Annotated in this window: 21 protein-coding genes; 7 read left to right on the top strand and 14 right to left on the bottom strand. The window is 62.7% G+C overall.

All coding sequences use genetic code 11. The annotated features are described in order from the left end of the window. Positions 1-182: 182 nt before the first annotated feature. Entirely contained in the window at positions 183-698 is a 516-nt protein-coding gene (locus AAA969_RS13750) for a TspO/MBR family protein (RefSeq protein ID WP_338246678.1), read from the top strand. A 59-nt stretch (positions 699-757) separates the two neighbouring features. On the opposite strand, the gene mdh is transcribed toward AAA969_RS13750, so the two are convergent. From mdh to AAA969_RS13780, 6 genes are all read right to left on the bottom strand, one after another. After that, a complete protein-coding gene (mdh, locus tag AAA969_RS13755) occupies positions 758-1720 on the bottom strand; it encodes a malate dehydrogenase (protein ID WP_338246680.1) in 963 nt (320 codons plus the stop codon). Positions 1721-1805: 85 nt separating this feature from the next. Beyond that, on the bottom strand, positions 1806-2018 hold the full coding sequence (locus AAA969_RS13760) for a helix-turn-helix transcriptional regulator (protein WP_338246682.1): 213 nt from the start codon (positions 2016-2018) through the stop codon (positions 1806-1808). Next, positions 2015-2488, bottom strand: a complete 474-nt coding sequence (locus AAA969_RS13765; RefSeq protein ID WP_338246684.1) for a hypothetical protein — start codon at positions 2486-2488, stop codon at positions 2015-2017. The genes AAA969_RS13760 and AAA969_RS13765 overlap by 4 nt, the downstream gene beginning before the upstream one ends. Positions 2489-2616: 128 nt before the next feature. After that, positions 2617-3756: a cell division protein ZapE gene (zapE, locus tag AAA969_RS13770; protein ID WP_338246686.1), complete on the bottom strand. Its 1140-nt coding sequence runs from the start codon at positions 3754-3756 to the stop codon at positions 2617-2619. A 121-nt stretch (positions 3757-3877) separates the two neighbouring features. Further along, positions 3878-4306 carry an acyl-CoA thioesterase gene (locus AAA969_RS13775; RefSeq protein ID WP_338246688.1) on the bottom strand — a complete coding sequence of 143 codons (429 nt, stop codon included), beginning with the start codon at positions 4304-4306 and terminating at the stop codon, positions 3878-3880. Further along, on the bottom strand, positions 4303-5445 hold the full coding sequence (locus AAA969_RS13780) for an iron-containing alcohol dehydrogenase (protein ID WP_338246690.1): 1143 nt from the start codon (positions 5443-5445) through the stop codon (positions 4303-4305). The genes AAA969_RS13775 and AAA969_RS13780 overlap by 4 nt, the downstream gene beginning before the upstream one ends. Positions 5446-5708: 263 nt before the next feature. Between AAA969_RS13780 and AAA969_RS13785 the strand changes: the two genes are divergently transcribed. Next, positions 5709-6086 (top strand): hypothetical protein, encoded by a 378-nt coding sequence (locus AAA969_RS13785; RefSeq protein WP_047160357.1) that lies wholly within the window; start codon positions 5709-5711, stop codon positions 6084-6086. Between the two features lie 112 nt (positions 6087-6198). Here AAA969_RS13785 and AAA969_RS13790 read toward each other — a convergent pair whose 3' ends face one another. After that, entirely contained in the window at positions 6199-7698 is a 1500-nt protein-coding gene (locus AAA969_RS13790) for a CoA-acylating methylmalonate-semialdehyde dehydrogenase (protein ID WP_338246696.1), read from the bottom strand. Between the two features lie 268 nt (positions 7699-7966). On the opposite strand from AAA969_RS13790, the gene AAA969_RS13795 reads away from it, so the two are divergent. Both AAA969_RS13795 and AAA969_RS13800 read left to right on the top strand, forming a co-directional pair. Beyond that, the gene (locus AAA969_RS13795; RefSeq protein ID WP_338246698.1) at positions 7967-11269 is read left to right on the top strand and encodes an autotransporter domain-containing protein; all 3303 of its coding nucleotides are present in this window, start codon (positions 7967-7969) and stop codon (positions 11267-11269) included. 149 nt (positions 11270-11418) lie between these two features. Then, complete coding sequence (locus AAA969_RS13800; protein ID WP_338246700.1) at positions 11419-12120, top strand: hypothetical protein; 702 nt, start codon at positions 11419-11421, stop codon at positions 12118-12120. 3 nt (positions 12121-12123) lie between these two features. On the opposite strand, the gene AAA969_RS13805 is transcribed toward AAA969_RS13800, so the two are convergent. Continuing rightward, positions 12124-12456, bottom strand: a complete 333-nt coding sequence (locus AAA969_RS13805; RefSeq protein WP_338246702.1) for an ArsR/SmtB family transcription factor — start codon at positions 12454-12456, stop codon at positions 12124-12126. 93 nt (positions 12457-12549) lie between these two features. Continuing rightward, entirely contained in the window at positions 12550-13200 is a 651-nt protein-coding gene (locus tag AAA969_RS13810; RefSeq protein WP_338246704.1) for a hypothetical protein, read from the bottom strand. 145 nt (positions 13201-13345) lie between these two features. On the opposite strand from AAA969_RS13810, the gene AAA969_RS13815 reads away from it, so the two are divergent. After that, positions 13346-14191, top strand: coding sequence for a 1-acyl-sn-glycerol-3-phosphate acyltransferase (locus AAA969_RS13815; RefSeq protein WP_338246707.1), 846 nt, complete (start codon positions 13346-13348; stop codon positions 14189-14191). On the opposite strand, the gene AAA969_RS13820 is transcribed toward AAA969_RS13815, so the two are convergent. After that, positions 14188-15303, bottom strand: coding sequence for an FG-GAP repeat domain-containing protein (locus tag AAA969_RS13820; RefSeq protein WP_338246708.1), 1116 nt, complete (start codon positions 15301-15303; stop codon positions 14188-14190). The genes AAA969_RS13815 and AAA969_RS13820 overlap by 4 nt on opposite strands. 286 nt (positions 15304-15589) lie before the next feature. Here AAA969_RS13820 and AAA969_RS13825 point away from each other — a divergent pair, with 286 nt between their 5' ends. Then, positions 15590-16660 carry a serine hydrolase domain-containing protein gene (locus AAA969_RS13825; RefSeq protein WP_338246710.1) on the top strand — a complete coding sequence of 357 codons (1071 nt, stop codon included), beginning with the start codon at positions 15590-15592 and terminating at the stop codon, positions 16658-16660. A gap of 56 nt (positions 16661-16716) precedes the next feature. Here the strand turns inward: AAA969_RS13825 and AAA969_RS13830 are convergent, their stop codons facing one another. Genes AAA969_RS13830 through sdhC form a run of 4 tightly spaced genes read right to left on the bottom strand, consistent with a single transcriptional unit; the run spans position 16717 to position 20072 of the window. Next, positions 16717-17496: a succinate dehydrogenase iron-sulfur subunit gene (locus AAA969_RS13830; RefSeq protein ID WP_338246712.1), complete on the bottom strand. Its 780-nt coding sequence runs from the start codon at positions 17494-17496 to the stop codon at positions 16717-16719. 10 nt (positions 17497-17506) lie between these two features. After that, entirely contained in the window at positions 17507-19294 is a 1788-nt protein-coding gene (gene sdhA, locus AAA969_RS13835; RefSeq protein WP_338246716.1) for a succinate dehydrogenase flavoprotein subunit, read from the bottom strand. Between the two features lie 12 nt (positions 19295-19306). Beyond that, positions 19307-19678: a succinate dehydrogenase, hydrophobic membrane anchor protein gene (gene sdhD / locus AAA969_RS13840; protein ID WP_338246717.1), complete on the bottom strand. Its 372-nt coding sequence runs from the start codon at positions 19676-19678 to the stop codon at positions 19307-19309. Position 19679: 1 nt separating this feature from the next. Next, positions 19680-20072 carry a succinate dehydrogenase, cytochrome b556 subunit gene (sdhC, locus tag AAA969_RS13845; protein WP_338246719.1) on the bottom strand — a complete coding sequence of 131 codons (393 nt, stop codon included), beginning with the start codon at positions 20070-20072 and terminating at the stop codon, positions 19680-19682. A gap of 222 nt (positions 20073-20294) precedes the next feature. On the opposite strand from sdhC, the gene AAA969_RS13850 reads away from it, so the two are divergent. Continuing rightward, positions 20295-21164, top strand: coding sequence for an SDR family oxidoreductase (locus tag AAA969_RS13850; protein WP_338246721.1), 870 nt, complete (start codon positions 20295-20297; stop codon positions 21162-21164). The last annotated feature ends 11 nt before the right edge of the window (positions 21165-21175 follow it).

Genomic DNA, 21175 nt, shown 5'->3' on the forward strand with positions numbered 1-21175 from the left:
ACTTTGCCCTGTGGTCAAGCATAATGCCGCCACGATTGTCCCGCATTCCCATGACCGCATACGGCAGCACAGGGACCCCGGGTTGGGATCGCGTGTCAGCTGTGAGGCGTTGAAACCGGCACTTCGAGTGGTTCGAAACTTGCACCGCTTGGCGGGCACACACTATGGGAGCTGTACAATCCATGGCCGAGAAGCGTCACGGTCCGGGCGTCATAACCCTGCTGGTCTACATGATCGGCGCGGCATCGCTGGCCGGCGGTTTGTCGGGATGGCTTCACGCCACCGGTGCCATGGATTGGGCCAAGACCCTTGAGGCCCCCGACTGGGCGCCGAGCTTCGAGCTGATGAACCTGATCGGTTTGCTGATCCCGGTGTTCGCGGTTATCGCCCTCTGGATTGTTCAACGGACCGGCAAGAACGGCATGCGCCTTCTGGGCACACTCCTGATTGCCCTTCTGTTGGCCGGTATGAGCGCCCAGGTTTGTATCTTCTTCGGCCTGCGTGACCCCTCGCTCGGCTTCCTCGCGGCGATGATCATGTGGGTCTACACGCTCTTCGCCACGGGTCTTGTCGGTCGCGCCTCGACCCCGGCGGGCGTGTTGCTCTGGATACCGTTCGCCTGGGTCACCGCCCTGCTTGTGATGGGCTTCGAGTTCATGCGACTGAATGCAGCCGGGACATTTGCCGGCGGGCTCTAGACAAGAAAAAGCCGCCAAACCCAAGGGGCCGGCGGCTTGTTCCATTGACGACCGGTGACCTAGCCGAGCGACGGCTCGAGACCCTTGCAGGCCGCGACGAGACCCTTCACGGACTCAACCGAATTGTCGAACATGGATTGCTCCTCGGCATTGAGCTCGATCTCAACGACCTTTTCCACGCCACCCGCGCCGATGACCACCGGCACGCCAACATAGAGATCGTCCTGACCGAACTGGCCGGAGAGATAAGCGGCACACGGCAGGATGCGCTTCTTGTCGCGCAGGTAGGAAACCGCCATCTCGATCGCGCTCTCGGCCGGAGCATAATAGGCCGAGCCGGTCCCGAGAAGGGCCACGATCTCGCCACCACCGCTGCGGGTGCGCTGGACAATGGCGTCCATCTTGTCGTCGGTCGACCAACCCATCTTGATCATGTCCGGGACCGGGATGCCGGCAATCGTCGAGTAGCGCAGCAGCGGCACCATGGTGTCGCCATGGCCACCCATCACGAAAGCCGTAACGTCCTGGACCGAAACCTCGAACTCGTCGGCGAGGAAGTGGCGGAAGCGAGCCGAATCGAGCACGCCGGCCATGCCGACGACCTTGTTGTGCGGCAGGCCAGAGAATTCACGCAGTGCCCAGACCATCGCGTCGAGCGGGTTGGTGATGCAGATCACGAAGGCGTCGGGTGCATGCTTGGCGATGCCCTCGCCGACCGCTTTCATGACCTTCAGGTTGATGCCCAGCAGGTCATCACGGCTCATCCCCGGCTTGCGCGGCACGCCTGCGGTCACGATGCAGACATCAGCTCCGGCAATGGCAGCATAGTCGTCGGCGCCGGCCAGCTTGGAATCCTTGCCGAAAACCGGGCTCGCTTCGGCGATGTCGAGGGCCTTTCCCTTGGCCACACCTTCGGCAATGTCGAACAGGACGACATCGCCCAGTTCTTCGCGGGCTGCGATGTGAGCCAGCGTGCCACCGATCATACCGGATCCGATGAGCGCAATCTTGTTACGGGCCATGGAGGAGCTCCTCTTGTGGGGATGTTCAAGCGATTGGGCAGCGGTCTAGCGCTGCTTGGCGATTTCGGCAAGGCGGTGTGATCGCTCAGCCTTCCAGCTGGAAGAGGTCCTCGACCGAAACGTCGAGCGCACGCGCCAGTTTCAGGGCCAGGATGGTGGAGGGAACAAACACCCGGTTCTCGACCGTATTGACGGTTTTTCGGGTCACACCAACGCGGGTGGCGAGCTCCGCCTGGGTGAGGCCATGACGGGCCCTGAGCTCCCGAAGCCGGTTCGCCAACTCTCCCGAACCGCTCACAGGTCTGCTCCACTCTCGTCCTGGGCATCATCTTCGTCACCGGACCCCCGATCGAAGGCCAGGAAGGCAAAGATCGGAACCGCGACCCCGACCATCATCAGCATCCGGAAGGTCAGCTCGCTTGGCAGTTCGACGAAATCCGAGGCCACGAAACCAGCGATGACAAAGCCCATCAGCGCGATAAACCCGATCCGGAGCGCTTTCGCCTGATTGAAGGCGAAGAGTTCATCCTGGATCACGGCCTGGGTCTGGGTCTTCGTCACCCGTCCGGCATAGATCAGGAACATAATCATTGCGCCCATGAAACCGGCCAGCCCGACAAAACCCGCCACGCCAATTACCGCAAATGCGCCGGTTGAAGTCGGCAAGACACTTTCAAGCAAATGCATGAATTGCCAGAGAAGAAATGACGTTGCCGTTAGCGCGAGAAAGCGGTTGCGCATGCGGATCAGTCCGGAAATGTCGGTCATCAGATTCTCCGTGTAACCTAGAAGTTACAAATTACCTACAGGTGACATTGTGGAACGTCAAGGTTACTTTTTGGCAGACGGGCAGTGGTCCGCGCTGAGCCGCATCAAGGCGCGGGATATCGGGCTGCCTAATTGGCCTGATCCTGCTCGCGACGCTCGGCTGCCAGGTAATCACGAGTGCGCATTTCCATCAGCCGCGACGCGGTCCGTTCGAACTCGAACGCGCCATCACCGGCTGGATAGAGATCGACCGGCTCGGCATCCGCACTCATCACCAGCTTGGTGCGGGCCTCGTAGAGCGCGTCGATCAGTGTAACGAACCTCTTGGCCTCGTTGCGCTTTTCAGGCGAAAGCTTCGGTACGAACTCCAACAGGACCGTATGAAAGCGCTCGGCAATGGCGAGATAGTCAGCCGCGCCCAAAGGCCGGGCACAGAGCTCGGAAAAGGAGAAGCGGGCGACCCCGGCCGCTTCGCGATGAACCTCGAGGTCACGGCCTTTCACATCGATCACGCAGTGCTGGGGCACCGCGCCGGACGTCAGGCGTTCCCAGGCCTTGTCCATCGACAGCTCGGCATCCGCTGTCAGCGGGGCGTAGTAGACCGGCGCCGCCTCGAGCTGACGCAGCCGAAAATCGGTACCGCCATCCAGCTCCATGACATCGAGCCGCGCCTTCAGCATCTCGATGACCGGCAGAAAACGCTGCCTGTTGAGTCCGTTCCGGTACAGATCGTCGGGGTGACGGTTCGACGTCGCAACCACGACAACCCCGCGCAGAAAGAACTGCTCAAACAGGCGCCCGAGGATCGAGGCGTCGGCGATATCGCTGACCTGGAACTCGTCAAAAGCCAGGAGACGGGCCTTGGCGGCGATCGCCTTGGCAACCGGCGGGATGGGATCATCATCGGCGCCGCGCACATGCTCGGGGCGCTTGCGGCGCTCGGCCGGCGTCAGCTTGCGCCACTCCGTTATACGGGCGTGCACATCCTGCATGAACTCATGAAAGTGAGCGCGGCGCTTTGGTTCGATCGGCGCATGTTCGACGAACAGGTCCATCAACATGGACTTTCCGCGCCCCACGCCGCCCCAGAGATAAAGCCCGCGTGGCGCCGGATCGGCCTTGCCGAACAGCTTTTTTCGGTCGGGTCGCCAGGCATCCAGACGCGCCGCCAGATCGGTCAGCGTCTGTGCCGCCCGCGCCTGCTCGGGATCCGGGCTCAGCGCGCCCGCTTCGATGCGCTGACGCAGGACGGAAAGGGGGGTGGTCATGGCGCAGAGGGTTGGCGGTTGCGGCCGCCCACGTCAATGGACCGACTGCGGAGCACGACGCCCTTGTCCGGGGCCGGCAACATCTCAAGCCCAAGCACACGATCGGCCCGAACTGGGGACCTCACGCAGAGATCGCTTCCAGCGCTGCCCGCATGCCGTCCGGCAAGCGCACCGGTCGGCGGGTGTCACGGTCGACATAGACATGCACGAAATGCCCTTGGGCGGCGGGTTGATCCTCGCCCTGCTTGAACAGGCCGATCTCGTAACTGACCGAGGAATTACCCAACCGGGCAACGCGCACGCCGGCCTCGACGGTCTCCGGAAAGGCAAGTGGCGCAAAATAGTTACAGCCGGTCTCGACCACCAGGCCGATGACCGCGCCGGCATGGATGTCCAGCCCGGCTTCCTCGATCAGGAAGCAGTTCACGGCCGTGTCGAAGAAGCCATAATAGGCAGCATTGTTGATGTGGCCGTAGATGTCGTTGTCAGCCCAGCGTGTCGGCAGGGCGCGAAAGCGGCGATAGGCCGCGCGGGGTTGCTTGTCGATCACAGGACGGCCTCATAGCAGGCATGGGCCGCTTCAAGCGTCATCGCGCGCGGATTATTCTTGAGCAGCCGCTCGACCTTCATCGCATCCTCGGCGAGGCGCGGCAGGTCATTGTGCGAGACCCCGACCTGGGTCAGGCGCGTTTCGATGCCGACCACATCAGCAATCCGCTCCATTTCCGTCACCAGCGCATCGGTCGACGCCTGAGCCAGCCCGAGATGCGCGGCCAGCTCGGTATAGAGCGGCTCGGCCGCACTGGCATTGTAGCGCAGAACGGGCGGCAGCATCAGCGAGTTCGAGAGCCCGTGCGGAACATGGAAAATGCCGCCGAGCGGATAAGCCAGCGCGTGGACCGCGCCGACCGGTGCGTTGGCGAAGGCCTGACCGGTAAGCAGCGCGCCGAGCAACATGTCCTCGCGGGCCTCGATGTCCGATCCGTCCCGGCACGCGCGCTCGATCGCGCCGTGCAGCTTCTTGAGGCCGGCCAGCGCCAGGGCGTCTGAGACCGGGTTCTTCTCGATGGCCGACGTATAAGCCTCGATGCCATGAACCATGGCGTCGATCCCGGTCGCCGCAGTGACATGGCGCGGAAGCCCCAGCGTCAGTTCGGCATCCAGAACAGCCATGTCGCCATAGAGCGCCGGGTCGTTGACCCCCATTTTCGACGTTTCCCCGACCGTCACGACGGAGATCGGCGTCACTTCCGAGCCGGTTCCGGCGGTGGTCGGGACGAGTATAAGCGGCAGGCGGTCACCGCGAACCTGGTTGACGCCATACATTGCCGAGAGTGGTTGATCGCTACCCAGCAGGAGTGCGACCAGCTTGGCCGTATCCATCGAGGAGCCGCCCCCGAAACCAATCACCAGCTGACTGCCAAAGCCGCGCGCACGCTCGGTCGCGGCAAGAACCATGTCCTCGGGCGGATCGGCGACGACGTCGTCGATGACAAGCACCGACAGACCCGCCGTCTCCAGCCCCACTAGAGCGGCGTCGATCAACCCGACCTTCCGCACACCCTTGTCAGTGACAAGGACAACCCGCTCGACCCCGGCCATCAGCGGGGCGCCAATCTTGGCAAGCTGGCGGGCCGCGCCGCGGCCCGCATGAATATGAGGAACGGTTCGGAACTGGAATGTGGCCATTTTGGGCTCGCAATGCCGGTTTACAGTTAACGGTATGTTTTCCATGTCCTACCGGGCCGATCTTGGCAAGGGGAGCACCGAATGCAGTCCGGCGGCTTTTCGGATACCCATTTGAATTGATTGAGCCGGGGTGGTTAATTTGCCGAAATACCTTGTACAGACAGGCGATCCCGGCCCCTCAGCTCATTTTGAAATACTGGCGAACGACGTTCGAAAAACATAGCCTGCACCGGTCGCAGAAGATGTTTGTGTAGGTGTTGAGTATGACGGTGAGGGTTGACCTTGTCGGCGGAGGAAGCGTCGTGGAGATCCGGGCCAGCGGCCAGGCGACACGCCAGGAAGCGGGCTGGGCCACGGAACGGGCCCGCGAGCTGAGCCAGAACCCGTCGGTTCGCGCGATCCTCGCGGATTGCAGCGAGGCGGAGCCGCAAATGTCGCCGCAATTGTCGGCCGAAATGATCGAGAACTTCCTGTTCGCGCTCGAACGACCGCTGCCGAGTGCCTATGTCATGCCGCGCGGGTGGACCGACATCTATCTGACGGCGGTTCAACGCGAAATCGTCGACCTGCCGCCTAATGCCCGATTCTTTGCGGACCGGGACAGCGCCCTTGCCTGGCTGAGCGCCTATGAGCCCGCCTGACATACGCATGTGTGATGGAGTGGCGAGCCCCGCCCGGTCAACCGGCACCTGAAACGAAACGGGCCTCCGCGGGTAAACCGGGAGGCCCGTTCGATATGCGTGCCGGACGCGATCAGTTCATCGTCGGAATGACAAAGGCCTGGTCACCGATATCACCGGTCGGCCAGCGCTGGGTCACCGTCTTGATCTTGGTGAAGAAGCGGATGCCGTCGGTGCCATACTGATTGGTATCGGTGAAGGCCGACCGCTTCCAGCCACCGAAGGAGTGGTAGGCAACCGGAACCGGGATCGGCACATTGATGCCGACCATGCCGACCTGGACCTTGGAGGCAAACTCGCGGGCGGCAAGACCGTTGCGGGTGAAGATCGCGACACCATTGCCATACTGGTGCTCGGACGGCAGGTGTGCCGCCTCATCGAGGCTATCGGCCCGAACGACCTGCAGGACCGGCCCGAAGATCTCTTCCTGATAGGAGGACATGGTCGGCTTCACATTGTCGAACAGGCTTGGACCGATAAAGAAGCCCTTCTCATGGCCCTGCAGCTCGAACCCGCGGCCGTCGAGGAGAAGATCGGCACCCTCATCAACACCCGTCTGGATCCATTTCTCGATCGAGGTGCGGTGGGCCGACGAGACGACCGGTCCGTAGTGGGCGTCTGCATCCGTGGAGACGCCGACGCGAAGCTTGGCGGCTTCCTCGAGAATTCGGCCAACAAACTCGTCAGCCGTGCCCTTGCCGACAGGAACAGCGACCGGCAGCGCCATGCAGCGCTCGCCGGCTGAGCCGAAGGCGGCACCGAGGAAGTCATTGACGACCTGGTCCATATCAGCGTCCGGCATGATGATGCCGTGGTTCTTGGCCCCGCCCATGGCCTGGAAGCGTTTGCCCTGCTGGGCGCAGGTCTGGGCGATATATTGCGCGATCGCCGAGGACCCGACAAAGGACACCGCCTTGATGTCGTCATTATGGAGCAGCGCGTCGACGGCCGTCTTGTCGCCATGCACGATCTGCAGGACGCCTTCCGGCAGGCCCGCCTCGATCATCAGCTCGGCCAGACGTACCGGCACTGACGGGTCTTTCTCGGACGGCTTGAGGATCATTGCGTTACCCGTCGCCAGCGCCATCCCCATGAACCACATCGGGATCATGGCCGGGAAGTTGAACGGCGAGATTCCGGCGACAACACCGAGCGGCTGGCGCATCGAGTAGACATCAATCCCCGGACCGGCGCTTTCGGTATACTCGCCTTTCATGAGGTGCGGCACACCACAGGCGAATTCAACCACTTCCAGGCCACGGACCAGATCGCCCTTGGCATCGGCGATGACCTTGCCGTGCTCGGAAGACAAAAGCTCTGCGAGGCTTTCCATCTCGGCCTCGACCAGGGATTTGTAGGTCATCAGGACCCGCGCGCGGCGCTGCGGATTCATCGCCGCCCACTTGATCTGCGCTGCCTTGGCATCGTCGACGGCCTTGGCGACTTCGTCCGGTGTCGCGAACTGGACTCGTGCCTGAACCTGCCCGGTGTTCGGATTGTAAACGTCGCCGAACTGGCCTGACGTACCGACGGCGGTCTTGCCATTGATGAAATGGTGGATTTCGCGTGTCATCACTGCGCTCCCGGGCACTCGTGTGGATCCGGCCCTCGTCGGGACCGTTTGCTTGGCGGTGATTTAGTATGCCCTCCCCCTGATGTCGAGCCGCGCGACAGGAGAGGTCGTGACACAAGCGCGTGACCACTCCTCGTTGAAACTATGAGAAACACCACCGTTTTTGCTTGCTATCCGGACGGCACCAAAGGACACTTGAGCCCTGATTTTCGACCGTCAAGCGAACGCATATCGCGCAGTATCGCCGGTCCGTCCCTGAGGAAAGTCCATGGCCCATTCGCGCTCATTCAAATCGCTCCTGATCGCAACCTCGTCTCTTGTCGGCCTCGCTGCCGCTCCCGTCCTTGCACAGGACACCGAGCCACAGATCGTCACCGTTGACGGGGTGACCCCGGCAGATTCGGTCGACACGGCGGTCGATATCACGGGCATCGGGATGTTTTTCCGGAATGACGGCTTTGTCTGCTCGGGAACGCTGGTCAATCCGCGCATGGTCCTGTTCGCGGCACACTGCGTCAACGACCGTGCGGCGACTGAGTATGGCGATGGCGGGGTCCAGGCGGCCTGGTCATTCGGCGCCGATGCGCTGCCGGGCTTCATCGACTGGCTCAATAACGGCTTCGGCTCCAATGCGGACCTGGCGGTCTACAATGTCGCCCAGATCCTCTATAATCAGGATTCCCTCGCGCGGCCGGAAGGCTTCGGCTTCCTGGAAGGTGATGTTGCGTTGTCGGTACTCGACACGCCGGCCGGGAATATTCCGACCTGGGCCCTGCTCTTCTCGGCCCTGCCGGCACCAACCAGCTACACCCAGGAAACCGGCTCCGGCTATCATGTCGACCTGATCGGCTATGGCAGATCGGGCGAAGGATCCCTGGGCGCGACCAACGGGATCGACTGGCGCCGCCGCGCAGCAGAGAATTTCATCGGTGCGCTGGCCTCGCTTGATGACCGCAATCGCATCATTTTCGGGTCCAGTTTCGGCGACCCGAACCCGCAAAACCTGTATCAGATCGACTTCGACGACCCGACCCGGACCAACCCCTTCGATTTCGATCTTTTCCGCGGGGATGCGGCTCCCAATGAAGGGACGACCGCCGGCGGCGACAGCGGTGGCCCGCTGATCCTGGACGCAGCTGGAAACGCCGGCATCGACGAAGATCTTGTGATTGGTGTGCTGTCGGGCGGATCGCGCTTCTTTGGTCCACAAGCTTTCAGCACCTACGGGACATCCAGCTTCTACCAGCCGCTCTACCTGTTCTGGGACTGGATCGTAGAGAACAATCCCTATCGCTACGTCACTGCAGCCGGTGGCGATGGCAATTGGGAAGACCCCAATCACTGGGTGACGCAACTCGACCCGGCCTTCCGGGTGATCGACGAAAACGGAAACATTGTGAACGGCCTGCCGGGAGCGCCAGGCGAGGGCATCTCGGACACCTCCGATCCGTGGGGCGAAATCTGCTTCGCACCTGTGGAGTGCACAACGCTCGAGACCGGGGTCACCGCGCCTTACAGTGGCAATGGCAATTCTGTCGGCGCCGCCAGTCTCGCCGCCGACGGGACCTCGAATACGCTCGGCACCATCGCTCCGGGCAACGGGCTCACCGCGACCCGACTGCCGGTTTCCGAAGCCAACCCGGCATACGCGACCGCAACATCGGAACCGGGACCTCTGGGCATCCTTCCGACAGCGACGCTGGACAACGGCCTGCCGGGCGCCTCCGGCTTCGTCGCTGACAATATCAACGCCACATCAACATCGATCGGACGCTATTTTGACGTCACACTTTCGGCTGCAGGCACAACACGCCTGTCCAGCACGATCGAGATCGATCGCCTGACGCTTGCCGGTTCACAGGCCGGCCTCAATATCGCCAGCAATGGCAATCTGACCAGCCTGATCGAGATCATGCACCAGGCCGGCACGATGAATGTGGACGGCACCCTGAGCAGCTGGGGCGATTACCTCCTGATGTCCGGCCTGCTGACCGGTACCGGAACCATCAACACGCCCTATCTGACCAATATCATGGGACTGATCGGCCCGGGCGGGCTGGGCGAGATCGGTAATCTGACCATCAATGGCAACCTCATCCTGGCCTCGGCCAGTGGTCTGGCCATTGACATCGCTCCTGGCGGCTCGGACACGCTGACGGTGAACGGCAACGTCTTACTTGGAGGGACGCTGATGCTCAATCCGGTCAATGGCTACCTGCCGCGCTATGGCGACAGCAGCAGCTTCCTGATCGCGACCGGTGCAACGGGCAGCTTCACCGACATCATGGACCTGCCCGGCGCACTGCGTCCGACCGTCAGCCTGTCAAACGGCACACTGTCCTACGCGATCGAAGCCGACAGCCTTCTGAGCCAGGCGGAATTCAGCAACTTCTTCCAGTACAATCTCGCGACCGCGCTCGATAACGGCCGGGCGGCGAACTATGGCGACCTGGCCGACGTCTATGGTCTGATTGACCTGCTCGAGAATGGCAATCTGACCGCGGCCCTCGACAGCTTCTCGCCCTATGAAACGGTCATGTTCGACAGGTCCGCCCGGGTTCAGACCAACGCCCTGAATGCCGCACTGCGCGACCAGATCGGCGGACGGTTCAGCCAAGCCGACGCGATGGCCGAAGTGCTGGCCAGCGCCGAGCTGCATGCCAATGGCATGGGCAGCGCGATCAATGCCAGCGGAGCGAAGTCCCTCTTCCGCCAACCCGCCCCGATGATGGATGCCAGCCACGAGACCGGGTGGCGCGCTTTCGGTCAGATCGGCCTCATTCAGGGTGACGGCGGCCTGATCGCCGGCACCGGGCGCTTTGATGTCGACGGTGGATTCACGCTGCTCGGCATCGAGGGACAGGGCAATAACGGTTGGTCCGCCGGTGCCGCCATTGGTCTGGCACAGTCTGACGGTGAGGCGCAGGGTACGATCGGCTACGTCACCTCAGACACCTCGACCACACAGCTCAGCGTGTTCGCGGGCTACCAGGCGCAAAGCTGGACGCTGGCCGGGCACGTCAATCACAGTGATTTCGACTCGGACGGGATGCGGCAGCTGGCAATCGGCGGCATGTCGCGTCTGCAGCAAGGCGGCTCGGCCACCGGCGGCGGCGCCGAACTGACGCTCAACAGCTGGTCGGGCGAGGCTTTTGCGATCTACCCGACAGCCAGTCTTGAATACACGGACTTCAGCTTCGATGCGGCGACAAGCTCGGCCGGCGCGGCGAGCCTGGCGATCGCCAGCCGCTCCGTTACCAGCCTGCAGGCGCGGGTCGGCGCGTCGATGGAATGGAGCGCCTTCGGCGTGGAACCCCGTGTCTACCTGGGAATGGCACGTGACTACGGGGATGGTGACGAGGTCTATTCGGCCGCCTTCACCACCGCGCCGGCAGTCGCCTTCTCGACACCGGGCAGCCTGACCCTCGATGGAACCTGGTACGAAGCGGCTGTTGGCTTCGAGAAGACCCTGTCCAACGGGGCCGTCTTCTCCTTCACGCACCAGCGCGAGATCAGCCGCAATTATCTCAACCCGACCGTGACGACCATCGCCCTGTCACTGCCGTTTTGATCCCGGCGCCTCCGTTTTTAGACGGATGAACGAACGCAAGACACCCGGCCCCTTTCGTGGTCCGGGTGTTTTTGTTTTGCTGCATGCTTGGCGACGGATCACGATGGCTGACCCGTTGGACAACCAATGGAAGTCGAAGGGTTGATGTCATGAATCGAGTGCTCTACGGGCTGGGTGCCCTGCTTTGTCTGGCAGGTTGCGCTGGCGGACCCGATGCTGACCGGGAACGACCGCCATCCGGGTTTGACGCTGCCGCGCGCCTTGTCGACCGGGGCCAGTACGCCGAGGCCCTGCCGATCCTGCGCTGTGTGGCGATGCAGGGGGAAGGTTTCGAAATCGCCCAATACCTCGCCGGACACAGCGCCCTTGCCCTGTCACGGGCGGGGACCACACCGTCCATCCTGCGTGAGGACATGCGCGTCGAGGGCTTTGATCGCCTGATCGCTGCCGGAGAAGCCGGTTGGCCCGCCGCGCAGGCGGAACTGGCTGAAACCTTCGCCGCGATCAATACCGACGAAGCAAACAGCAATGCCGCCTATTGGGCTGCCGTCTATCGGGCCAATGTCCGCGAACGCGCCTACGGTCTGGACAGGCTCGACAATGATGTCGAAGCCCGCCTCGCTACCCGTATCGGAGAGGCCGGTCTGGCCGACGCGGCAGCGCGTGCCGCCGGCTTCACGATCACGCCGCTGGAGCGCAGTGCACCAACGCCGGAATGCGCGCCCTACCTGCGCCGCGGGCCAGGCGCCGGGCGGGGAGAACAGGCGCGGCAACGTCCGAATGGGGGTCAACGCGGTGACGGAGCCGGTGGCCCTGGCGGCAGTGGACGCGGAGGCCGCCCGGGCGGCTAGCCGTCAGGATGCTTCCGCGAGAGCGTCCGCGAGCTTGCCGACCAGTTCCGACCGATTGTGGCAGCAATCCTCGACAAGGAATTTGACCAGTTCACGCGTACCGACGGTATTCAGCGAGTAGAGCATGAAGCGCGAGCGACGCTCGGCCTTGATAAGCCCGGCCCGCTCAAGCGCCTGCAGATGACCTGTCATCGTTGAGGGTGGAATGTCGAATCCCTGGGCGAGATCGCCCGCGGATACCCGTTCGGGCGCCTGGTCGCAGAGGGTGCGAAACAGGGCAAGGCGCACGGGATGTGCGAGAGCAGCGAAGCCGGCGAGTGCATTGCGAGCGGTCATGCATTCCCGATTACGGGCGAAGCATGACCGCTCAATACAATTTCGGTGAAAGTTTTGCGACAGACCGTTGTTATCGCTCGCTGTCAGTCCGGATCAGGCAGCCGGGCGACGCGGCGGAAAGACATGGTCCATGACACGGCGGACGAGACCATAGCGGATACCGCGCGGTCGCCGCGCCGGATCGCTGACCCGGGCGAGACCGGCCAGGGCCGTCTCATCGCTGACCTGACCGGTTTTACGGAAAACCACTGCCGCGCCGGCAATTCTCGTTTCGAGGCTCCAGACGGGATCCTGAGCCAGGGCATCTGCAAGACGCGCGCAGGCGCCGTGATCAGCACCGATCAGCAACAGCACGCCGCCTTCGCGAAGACGCCCCGAAACATGGCGCCAGTTCGCGGCCATGGCCGGGAATCCGGTCTCGGCGCCAAAGATCGCCAGATCAAAGCCCGGTGCATCATCGGTTGAGCGGGCGGCAAGGCCACCACTCAACGCGTCTGTGGGAATGGAGCGACGGTCGCATGCGGCTTGCAGGGCCTCTATCGCGCCCATGGTTCCGACGACCTGATGATGCGCACCCCGCTTCAGGCAGACCGCGCCAAGATCGCCCGCGCCGATCTGGATCGTACGCTGCCCCGGCTTCACCACGGTTGCGAGGTAGTCGGCAACAAGGTCGTCCTGAATACGGGCACGCTTGACCGGCAGGCGGCGGACTTCTCCGGCAGGCAGTGTTTGCGTCAGGGTCATGGCGTGTTCCATTCGTGAACAAGGCGTTAACGTCTGACTGCGCTGTCGCAAGGCGCGGGCCATTTCGTCAATCTTCCGGTAACCCTGTTGGCCGTCAGCATGCACAGCCATTGCCTCACGAACGTGCCGGGAGTTTGCTGCGACCATGACCGAGTCTGATTCTCTGCCGATCCCGGCAAAGCCCCACATTGTCGACGAACTGATCGAGGATCGCGCGCCGCGTCTCATCCACACGCCGCTCTGGCCGCTGGTGAAAACGATCGGTTACCCGCTGCTCGGCTACAAGCGCGCGGTCGCCATGGCTGATGCCATCGCCGACCTTTCCGGCACCGGCTGTTTTGAATGGGCGTCCGACTATCTCCATCTCGACACGCGTGTTGAGGGTCTCGACCATGTTCCAGAGAGCGGTCCCTGCGTCATCGTGGCCAATCATCCGGGCGGCATTGCTGACGGGATTGCCCTGTGGGACAGCCTGAAAGCCAAACGCCCCGACCTGCTCTACTTTGCCAATCGTGATGCCTTGAAAGTCTGCCCGGGTCTTGAGGAGCGGATCATTCCGGTCGAATGGCGCGATCACGCCCGCAACCGCAATCAGAGCCGGGAAGTCCTGAGGCGGGCCATCGATGCCTTCAAGGCCGGCCAGTGCATCGTGCTGTTCCCGTCCGGGCGGATGTCAGAATGGAGCTGGAAGCATTGGGGCCTGCGCGAGCGACCGTGGCAGCCGACGGCAATCAGCCTCGCCCGCAAGTTTGACGCGCCGATCATCCCGCTTGCCGTGCGCCAGCGCATGCCCTTCCTCTACTACGCCCTTGCGCAGATCAATGAGGAGCTCAAGGACATGACGATCTTCCACGGCTTCATGGGCAAGGCCGGCACCCGCTACAAGCTGGCCTATGGCCGCCCGATGATGGTGAGCAAGGAAGATGGTACGGACAGCCAGGTCACCGAGATGTTCCGGGATATTTGCGAGCGGATGGCGTGGGGGCGCTAATCGCGTTCAGGATTCATCCGGTTGATCAGCGTGTAGTTCGACCCCTCGGACACCGCGAAAACCAGATCGGGGCGTCCATCGGCGTTCAGGTCCCCGACGCTGAGATTATACGTATCTGACGGCGCATCGCCGACCTCAAGCGGTACGAAGCCGTCCGCAGAGCCGAGATAGACCCGGTTGCGGACCCCGGAATTGGCAACAGCAATGTCCGTTCGCCCATCCTGGTTGAAGTCGGCGAGGGCGAGGCCAAACACCACGTCAGTCGCGTCGCCGAAGCGCTCGATCTGGGTGAACCTCCCGGTGCCATCATTGACCAGAATGACGCTTTGCGCCTGCATGCCGCCGGCGAGGATGTCGGGGTGGCCGTCCCCCGTGACATCGCCCAGCGCGACCGCCCTTATCTCCATGGAGAGCTCCCCCGCCAGCAGGACCGGTTCGGAGAATCCGCCCGCGACCAGGCCCCGATACAAGACCACCCCTTCACCGCCGCGATTGGAGAAAACCAGATCGATCAGGCCATCGGCATCCACATCGCCCGTCGCAAGCTGGATCGTCTGCCAAGCGCCCGGCAGTTCGATATCATCGCCAAAATGGCCTGTACCGTCGTTGAGAAAGTAGCGGTTTGCCTCGCCCCGCTGGACGAGGACGAGATCCTGATCGCCGTCGCCATCAAGGTCCGAGGCGGCAATGCTGCGGGCCTGGGCGACCGGGCCAAGCTCGCGCGCCTCGTCAAAATGGGCGGCGCCATCATTGAAGAGGAGGAGAACCGGCAAAAGGTCTCGCGCGACGGCCGCGTCGAGATCGCCATCCCCATCAAAATCAGCCAGCGCCGCCTCATAGCCGGTGGCCCGGTCCGGGCCTGCATTCCGCGCCGAACGGAAGAACCCCATCCCGTTATTCAGGAAAACCTCATCCTGCTGGATCCAGTGACGACCATTGACGGCGAACCCGTCGAGATCCCCATCGCCATCGAGATCACCGAGATTGACCGAGGCTGTCAGGCCGGTCTCCTCGCCGAAGAAATTATAGGGATGGAGCCAGAACGGGTCCTGCGCTGCGGCTAGACCCGGCATACCGAGAGCCACCGCCAGCCCTGTCAGCAGGCGTTTCATGATCGTTCTCCCCATCGATTTGAAAGAACGCTAACCGGTCGAGTTTCCGACCGCCAGTTAAGCTTTGTTCGTGAAGCCCCGCCCACCAGGAAGCGCAACACCCATTTTGGCCGAGACGACTCACGATTTGGCCAACCGGGCCCTGGCGAGTACCTCAGCGGGAAAACCACTCGCTGCATCCGATCACCCTGCAGGAAGCATCCCAATGCAGTGAGCGCCAGAATTGACCGGCGGCGGATAGTTAGGAATCAGGATGTTACGGGTTTTCTCAACTGGACTTGCCCTTTTGGCAGCGACTGCGGGCGTCCAGGCCCAGGATCTCCAGACGCAGGTGGAAAGCTGGCGCGCACGGACCGATGTGCTGGGTATCTCCGTTGCTGTATGGGACGGACGAAGTCTCGACACGGCAGTCGCCGGGCATCGCAGCGAAAACGGAGAGGCGATCACCCCTAGCGACCGCTTTGCCATTGCCAGCGTGTCCAAGACATTCACGGCGGCGGCCATTCTCGCTCTGAACGCAGACCATCTTGTCTCGCTTGATGACGCGGCTGCGACGGCATCCGGACTGAATTTTGGGGCCAATCTGACTGTCAGATCCCTGCTTTACCATACCGCTGGCATCCCGGAATACATCGGCGGGGCTCTCAGCTTTCAGACATTTCTGGCCGAGCATTCGAACGGACGGTCGTCCTGGTTGAGCGAAACGGTCGTCGGGTTCGCGACTGCCGCCCCCGGGACCGCCAATTCGGATTTTGCCTACTCGAATTCCCACTACGCGGTCCTGGGACGGGTAATCGAGCACCAGACCGGCCTCGACTTGGCCGATGCGCTGGACAACCTCGTCTTCCAGCCTGCCGGCCTTTCCAGTGCCAGCCTTGTAACCGACAGTTCTGACGCCCCCGACGCGCTCGGTTACTCAGCCATGCTCGGCGGTGTGTTGGGAACACCCCAATTTGACGACCGCCTCGCACGCGAACTGGCCAGCCTTGGCTATGCTGCGGGCGGGGTGATGATCAATGCTGGAGACTTGGCGCGATGGGGGGCGATCTGGCTGGCCGATGACACTGGCGCTACTGGCCAGGCATACCAGTTACCGGCGGGCGGCGAGGCTTTCGGTCTGGATGCCAGGCGGGTGTCGGTGGGAGCCGGCGCGTTTGAGGTCCTCTACGGCGACCATCGCTACCGCCTCCACGGCGGTGATGGTCTCGGCGCGACAGCGCTGGTCTTCTATGACCCTGAAACCGGGATCTCGGTCGCCATCCTGCAGAATGATGATACCGTGCGGTCTCTCGGCTTCGGCGCCCCCGGCTTCCTCGATGAGCTCGCCCTGGAAATACTTGCCAGTCGCGCCCGATAGAAAAAAGCCCCGCCGAAACCGGCGGGGCTTGATCCTGTGAGCCGGACGAAAGCGACCTAGCTTTCGCGTTCGACCATCATCTGCTTGATCTCGCCAATCGCCTGGGCCGGATTCAGCCCCTTCGGGCAGACCTGGGCGCAATTCATGATGGTGTGGCAGCGATAGAGCTTGAACGGATCATTGAGCTCGTCGAGACGCTCGCCGGTGGCTTCGTCGCGGCTGTCCGCAAGCCAGCGATAGGCCTGCAGCAGCGCCGCCGGACCCATGTATTTGTCGCCATTCCACCAGTAGGACGGGCAGGCCGTCGAGCAGGAGGCGCACATGATGCACTCGTAGAGGCCGTCCAGCTTCTCGCGCTGTTCCGGGCTCTGCTTCCACTCTTTTTCCGGCGCCGGCGTATCGGTCTTGAGATAGGGCTTCACAGCGGCGTGCTGGGCGTAGAATTGCGTCAGATCCGGGATCAGGTCGCGGACCACAGGCTGGTGCGGCAGCGGCGAGATGGTGATCTCGCCCTTGTACTCGTCAATGCCGGACGTGCAGGCGATCGTGTTGCGGCCGCCGATATTCATCGAACAAGAGCCGCAGACGCCTTCGCGACAGGAGCGTCGGAAAGCCAGTGTAGAGTCAACGTTGTTCTTGATCCACAACAGGGCGTCGAGGACCATCGGCCCGCAATCATCCATGTCGACCTTGTAGGTATCCCAGCTCGGGCCCTGTCCGGATTCCGGATTGTAGCGGTAGACCTTGAAGGTGCGCGTATTCTTGGCCCCTTCCGGCTTCGGGTGGGTCTTGCCCTTGGTGGGGGCGGAACCTTTGGGAAGTGTCAGCTGAACCATGTCGTTTCCCCTAGTAGACCCGTGCTTTCGGCTCGATGTACGCGATGTCGTTCGACATCGTGTAGGTGTGAACCGGGCGGTAGTCGATCTTCACATTGCCCGCTTCGTCGCACCAGGCGAGCGTGTGCTTCATCCAGTTTTCATCGTCACGATCGGAGAAGTCCTCCCGGGCGTGAGCGCCGCGGCTTTCCTCGCGATTGGCCGCGCCATTCACGGTGACGGCGGCCTGGCAGAGCAGGTTGTCCATCTCCAGCGTTTCCATGAGATCCGTGTTCCAGATCATGGTGCGGTCGGTGACACCGATATCGGCCATGCCGGTATAGACTTGGCGGATGGCCTCGACGCCTTCGTCGAGCACGTCACCGGTCCGGAAGACGGCGCAGTTATTCTGCATCGAGCGCTGCATTTCGAGGCGCAGCTTGGCGGTCGGCGTTCCGCCGGACGCATTGCGGTACTTGTCGAGACGGTCGAGCGAGTTCTGCCCGTCGGTCGCCTTGATCTCAGGCTGGCTGGCGCCAGCCTTGACCGTTTCACCCAGGCGCAGGCCGGCCGCACGGCCGAACACCACAAGATCGATCAGCGAGTTGGATCCGAGGCGGTTGGCACCATGGACCGAGACGCAGGCCGCTTCGCCGACCGCCATCAGGCCCGGCACGACCGTGTCGGCATCGCCACCAACCTTGGTCAGGACTTCGCCATGATAATTGGTCGGGATGCCGCCCATATTGTAGTGGACCGTCGGCAGGACAGGGATCGGCTCCTTGGTCACATCGACGCCGGCAAAGACGCGGGCGCTCTCGGAGATACCCGGCAGGCGCTCGTGCAGAACGGCCGGATCCAGGTGATCGAGGTGGAGGTGGATATGGTCACCATTCGGGCCGACACCGCGGCCTTCCCGGATCTCCATCGTCATCGAGCGCGAGACCACATCGCGCGAGGCGAGGTCTTTCGCGGACGGGGCATAGCGCTCCATGAAGCGCTCGCCGTTGGAATTGGTCAGGTAACCACCCTCACCGCGGGCACCTTCGGTGATCAGGCAGCCGGCGCCATAAATGCCGGTCGGGTGGAATTGCACGAATTCCATGTCCTGAAGCGGCAGACCGGCGCGCAGCACCATCGCATTGCCGTCACCAGTGCAGGTGTGGGCCGAGGTGGCGGAGAAATAGGCGCGGCCATAGCCGCCGGTCGCCAGGACAACCGTCTGGGCGCGGAAGCGATGCAGCGTGCCGTCATCGAGCTTCCAGGCCGTGATGCCGCGGCAAACACCGTCGTCATCCATGATCAGGTCGAGCGCGAAATACTCGATGAAGAATTCGGTCTCATTGCGAACCGACTGGCCATACAGCGTGTGCAGGATGGCGTGACCGGTGCGGTCGGCGGCGGCGCAGGTCCGCTGCACCGGGCCTTCGCCGTAATTCTTGGTCATGCCACCAAAGGCACGCTGGTAGATCTTGCCGTCCTCGGTACGGGAGAAGGGCACGCCCCAGTGTTCCAGCTCGTAAACAGCGTCCGGCGCATTGCGGCACAGATACTCGATCGCGTCCTGGTCGCCGAGCCAGTCCGACCCCTTCACGGTGTCATACATGTGCCAGCGCCAGTCATCCTCGCCCATGTTTCCGAGCGAGGCGGAGATGCCGCCCTGCGCCGCAACCGTGTGCGAGCGGGTCGGGAAAACCTTGGAGATACAGGCAGTCTTCAGACCGGCCTGGGAAGCTCCGAGCGCGGCGCGGAGGCCAGAGCCGCCGGCGCCCACGACGACCACGTCATAGGTGTGATCGATCCAATTGTATTCGGCCATGAGGTGCGTCCGTTAAAGCGCGAGTTTGAGCAGGGCGAAAGCTGTCACCAGCCACAGCCCCAGCGTCAGGAAGGTATTGCCCAGAAGCAGGACCGTTTTGGTTCCATGCTTGTGGATATAGTCCTCGATGATCACCTGCATACCCAAACGCATGTGGGAGAGGCCCGCGGTCAGCGTCAGGAGCGTGATGATCGCCCCGACCGGGCTGGCGAAGAATTCGGCGGCATTGTCCGGCGCGCCGGACTTGGCCAGCATCCATACAAAGGCGGGCGCCAGGAAAAACAGGGCAATGGAGGTAACCCGGTGAGTAATCCAGTGGCTGGCGGCGTGCCCGGAGGCACCAAGGCCGCGAACTTTTGCCGCAGGGGTACGATAATCACTCATCTCAGATCCCCAGTTCGAGCCAGACCAGCGCCGTCGGGACGACCGCACCGAAAATGATCAGGATGGAGCGCAGGTTGGAGCCCTTGGGGTCATAGCCCTTGCCGGCATCCCAGAGCAGATGCCGCAAACCATTGAGCCAGTGATAGCTCACCGAGTAGGTCAAAGCGATCAGGCCGAAGCGCGTCACCCAAGCCATCCAGCCCTCGAACAGGAAGCCGATCGAGCCTTCCGCGCCGAAAGCCAGGAGGATGACCCAGATGCTGATCGCAACCGCGCCGAAATAATTGGCCACGCCCGTGACCCTGTGAAGAATGGACGATGCCATCGTCGCGTGCCAGCGCCAGACCTGAAGGTGTGGCGACATCGGACGCGGATCAGACCAGTCGGAAGCCATGAGGCAGCCTTTCGCTCTTTTGTCCGGAACCCGCGCGGCAGCCCCGCCGACGCGGAAAGTAGTGTCGAGGCAGCACAATAGGCCGCAATGTGTCAGGGTCAACGCGACAGGACGCGCACCGCTGACAACATCCCGACATTATTTACGGTATCCGGTCTGCAAACGGATTGGCGTTCCCGCGGGACGGCCCTAGGTTAGCGAGAGTGCACGAAGGAAGTCATCATGAGCCAGACCCAACCGTCCGCCGTCGTAACCGGCGCCTCAACCGGCATCGGTGCCGCTTGCGCGAAGCGCTTCGTCGATGAGGGCTGGCGGGTGTTCGCCGGTGTTCGCAAAACCGAGGACGGCGAACGCCTCAAGGCCGAACTTGGCGCCAATCTGGTCCCCGTCATCATCGACGTGACCGACATGGCCAGCGTCCAGGCCGCGGCGGACATCGTCCGTGAGGCGCTTGACGGGCACACACTGAAAGGCCTCGTGAACAATGCCGGCATCGCGGTCGCTGCCCCGATGCTTGAACTCCCGATCGAGGAGTTCCAGTACCAGATGGACGTCAATGTAACCGGCGTCGTTCGTGTCACCCAGGCTTTCGGTCCGCTGCTCGGTGTCGATGAAAGCCTGACGGGCGAGCCGGGCCGCATCGCGATGATGTCGTCGGTGGCCGGCGAGATGGGCGCCCCCTTCCTTGGTCCCTATTCGGCGTCCAAGCACGCGGTCGAGGGGATCAGCAAGTCATTGCGCCGCGAACTGATGCTCTATGGCATTGAGGTCATCGTGATCGGCCCGGGTGCCGTCGCGACGCCGATCTGGGCGAAGGCGGAAGAGATCGACACCACGCCCTACAAGGACAGCCCCTTCTTCGAGGCCATGACCCGGATCCAGGGCTGGATGGCCAAGAATGGTCCATCCGGCTTCCCGCCGTCCAAGATCGCCGATCGCGTCTATCGGGCTTTCATCGACGCCAAGCCGAACTTCCGCTACGCCATCGTGCCGGATCGCCTGACCAACTGGTCACTGCCGAAAATCCTGCCCGAGCGCCTGGTCAACAACATGGTCGCCAAGCGGGTCGGGCTGCAGCGCAAGAAGCGCTAGCATGACGCCAG

The organism is Maricaulis maris, assembly GCF_036322705.1.
GTDB classification, from domain to species: Bacteria; Pseudomonadota; Alphaproteobacteria; order Caulobacterales; family Maricaulaceae; genus Maricaulis; species Maricaulis maris_B.